A 3944-nucleotide genomic window follows, 5' to 3' on the forward strand; every position below is an offset into this window, starting at 1 on the left:
ACCAGGCCGACGCCTTCGCCCCAGCCGGTGCCGTCGGCCGCGTCCGCGAACGGCTTGCACCGGCCGTCGACCGCCAGACCCCGCTGCCGCGAGAAGATGGCGAACGTGCTGGGAGTGGCCATCACCGTCGCGCCCCCGGCTATTGCCATGTCGCACTCGCCGTTGCGCAGTGCCTGGGCGGCGAGGTGCATCGACACCAGTGACGACGAGCATGCGGTGTCGACGGTGAGCGCCGGGCCCTCCAGGCCGAACACGTAGGCGATGCGGCCCGAGGCGACGCTCCCGGAAGCGCCGGTCGCGATGTAGCCCTCGACGTCGGCTCGGTTCTCCTCGAGCCGCAGCAGGTAGTCCTGCGAGATGATCCCGGCGTAGACGCCGGTGTTGCTGCCCTTCACACTGCCCGGGTCGATGCCCGCCCGCTCGAACAACTCCCACGCCACCTCCAGGGTGAGGCGCTGCTGCGGGTCCGTGGCAGCGGCCTCGCGCGGGCTGATGCCGAAGAGCTCCGCGTCGAACTGGTCGGCGTCGTGGAGGAAGGATCCGGTGCGGGTGTAGGTGGTGCCGGTGGCGTCGGGGTCGGGGTTGTAGAGGGTGTCGAGGTCCCAGCCGCGGTTGGTGGGGAAGCCGGTGGTGGTGTCGGTGTGGTCGAGGGTGAGTTGGAACAGTTCGGCGGGGGTGGTGGTGTTGCCGGGGTAGCGGCAGGCGGCCGAGACGATGGCGATCGGCTCGTCGGCGACGGCCGGGCCGGTCGGCGCAGTGGTGCGGGACGATCCGGCGTCCGGCAGCAGCCGCTGCAGGAGGTGGCGCGCCAGGTCCGCCGGCGTGGGGTGGTCGAAGATCAGCGTGGCCGGCAGGGTCAGCCCGGTGGCGGCGTTGAGCCGGTTGCGCAGCTCCACCGCGGTCAGCGAGTCGAAGCCGATCTCGTTGAACGGACGATCCGACGGCACGGCTCCGTGTTCGCTGTGCCCCAGCGTGCTCGCCGCCTGCGCGCGCACCAGGTGCAGCAGATGCTCGTGCCGCTGATCTGCGGCGAGCGCGGCCAGGGCGGCGGCGAGGCCCTCCGCGTCCCGGCCCCTCGCGGCAGCCGCGCTGCGTACGCCCCTCGGGGCGAGATCCCGCAGCAGCGGCGGCAGGTCGGGGCGGCGCAGCGCCGACGGGCCGAGCGCCAGCAGCACCTGATGGGCCGGTCCACCCTCGAGGGCGGCGTCGAAGAGCGCGAGACCCAGCTCCGTGCTCAGGTTGGTGCCGGTGGTGTGCGCGCCGGTGGTGCGGCCCCGCATGTGCGCGGTCATGGTGGTGGTGTGTTGCCAGAGTCCCCAGGCGAGGCTGGTGGCTGGTTGGCCGTGGGTGTGGCGGTGGGTGGCGAGGGTGTCGAGGTAGGTGTTGGCGGCGGCGTAGTTGCCTTGGCCGGGGTTGCCGAAGGTGCCGGCGGCGGAGGAGAAGAGTACGAAGGCGGTGAGGTTGAGGTGTTGGGTGTGGTGGTGCAGGTTCCAGGCGGCGTCGACTTTGGGGGCCAGGACGCGGTGGAGTTGTTCGGGTGTGAGGTTGGTGATGGTGGCGTCGTCGAGGACGCCGGCGGCGTGGATGACGGCAGTGGGTTGGTGGGTGCTGATCAGGTTGTGGACTTGGTTTGTGTCGGTGAGGTCGCAGGCGACGATCTCGACGTGGTCGGTGAGGGCGCGGAGGGTGTTGGTGTCGGGGTGGTTGGGGCCGGTGCGGGAGGCGAGGATGAGTCGGGTGATGCCGTGGTGGGTGGTTAGGTGTCGGGCGATGAGGGCGCCGAGGCCGCTGGTGCCGCCGGTGATGAGGACGGTGTCGTTGGGGGTGAGTGGGGTGGGCAGGGTGAGGACGAGTTTGCCGATGTGGCGGGCTTGGCTGAGGTCGCGGAGGGCGGTGCGGGCGTTGGTGATGTCGTGGTGGGTGATGGGTGGTGGTTGGAACAGGTTGTGGAGTTTGGTGAGCATGTCGGCGATGAGGTCGGGTCCGGCTTCGAGGAGGTCGAATGCGCGGTAGGTGATGCCGGGGTGGTCGGCGGCGACGGTGTCGGGGTGGCGGATGTCGGTTTTGCCCATGTCGATGAATCGGCCGCCGGGGCGTAGCAGTCGTAGCGATGCGTCGGTGTATTCGCGGGTGAGGGAGTTCAGGACGACGTCGACTCCGTCGGGGATGCGGTCTTCGAATTCGAGGGTGCGGGAGTTGTGGATTTGTTCTGGGAGGAGTCCTGCGGTGTGCAGGGTGGGCCATTTGGGGGGGCTTGCGGTGGCGTGGATGTGGGCGCCGTGGTGTTGGGCGAGGTGGAGGGCGGCGGTGCCGACGCCGCCGGTGGCGGCGTGCAGGAGCAGGGTTTGGCCGGGTTGGAGGTGGGCGAGGTGGTGCAGGGCGTAGTAGGCGGTGAGGTAGGCCACGGGGGTGGCGGCGGCTTGGGCGTAGGTCCAGTGGGTGGGGATGGTGGTGAGGAGGCGGTGGTCGGTGGTGGCGGTGGTGCCGAGGCCGTGGGGGAAGAGGCCCATGACGCGGTCGCCGGGGTGCAGGGTGGTGACGTCGGGGGCGGTTTCGGTGATGGTGCCGGCGCCTTCGCTGCCCAGGGGTGCGGGGTCGGGGTAGAGGCCGAGTCCGATGAGGGCGTCGCGGAAGTTGAGGCCGATGGCGTGGATCCGGACCCGGACATGACCGGGTGGCAGGGGTTGGTCGGGTGCGGGTAGGTAGGTGACATCGTCCAGCGTCCCGGTCGCCGCGGTCGTACCGAGGATCCAACCGTGGCTGGGTGGTGGTGGCTGGGTGCGGGTCAGGCGAGGGGTGTGAGGTTGGTTGTCGGCGATGCGGACCTCGGGTTCGCCGGTGGCCAGGGCGGCGCGGAGGATGTCGTCGGTGACGGCGTCGGTGTGGACGAGGGTGACGCGGCCGGGGTTCTCGCCGGCGGCGGAGCGGGCCAGGCCGAGCAGGGCGCCATGGGCGAGGGTGTCCGGACGCACCTGCACCACCAGCCTGCGGTCGTCCGGCTCCTGCAGGCGGCGCAGCAGACTCTCGGTGAGCTCGTGGACGTCGTCGGTGTCCGGCGGCGACCAGACGTCCACATCGGAGAGGTCGACCGCGGCGTCGGTGACGGGCGCCGGCGACCAGGTGACGTGGAAGCGGCTGCCCTCGGTGCGAACCCGGCTCGAGACCTGACCGGCCGGCCGGAACACCAGCGACTCGGCCGATAACACCGGTGACCCCTCCGGGTCGTACGCCATGAGGCCGACGCCGTTCTCCGTCGGCGTGAGCACGACGCGCAGCTCGGTCGCGCCGGTGGCGTGCAGGGTGACGCCCGTCCACGCGAACGGCAGGCGCACCTCGTCATCGTGGCCGGCCCGGGTGGCCAGCGGGTGCAGGGCGGCGTCGAGCAGGGCGGGATGGATGGCGTGCCCGTCGGTGGACAACCCCTCCGGAAGCGTCACGGTCGCATACAGCGGGCCGTCACCGTGCCAGACCGCTGCCGTACCCGTGAACGCCGGCCCGTAGTGGTAGCCCGCAGCGGCCAGGCCCTCGTAGAGGGCGCCGGTGTCGACGGCGGTGACCCCGGGCGGCGGCCAGGCGGCGACCGGTGCCGGCTCGGCGGCCGCCTCGGCGAGAGTGCCGGTGGCGTGCAGGATCCACTCGTCGTCGTCGCCCGTCCGCGAATGGATCGTGACGGTCGCCGCGTCGGCCCGCGCCTGCAGCTGGACGGCCTCGCCCGGGCGCAGCACGACAGGCGCCTGGAGGGTGAGGTCGTCGATTGCGGGGGTGGTGGTGTGGGCGGCGGCGTGTAGGGCCATGTCGAGCAGGGCGGTGCCGGGGAGCAGCACCGTGTCGCTGACGGCGTGGTCGGCCAGCCAGGGGTGGGTGTGCAGGCTGATGGCGCCGGTGTGTACGACGGTGTCGGTGTCGGCGAGGCGGACTGTGGCGTGGAGCAGTGGGTGCGTCGA

At 71.6% G+C, this 3944-nt stretch carries 1 protein-coding gene; it reads right to left on the reverse strand.

Annotation, left to right across the window (positions count from 1 at the left end; genetic code table 11):
• Positions 1-3944 (reverse strand): SDR family NAD(P)-dependent oxidoreductase (locus ACGFIQ_RS36195; protein ID WP_393250847.1); only part of this gene is annotated, 3944 nt, incomplete at both ends.

The sequence above is a fragment of the Micromonospora sp. NPDC048898 genome (assembly GCF_043198035.1).
GTDB lineage: Bacteria > Actinomycetota > Actinomycetes > Mycobacteriales > Micromonosporaceae > Micromonospora.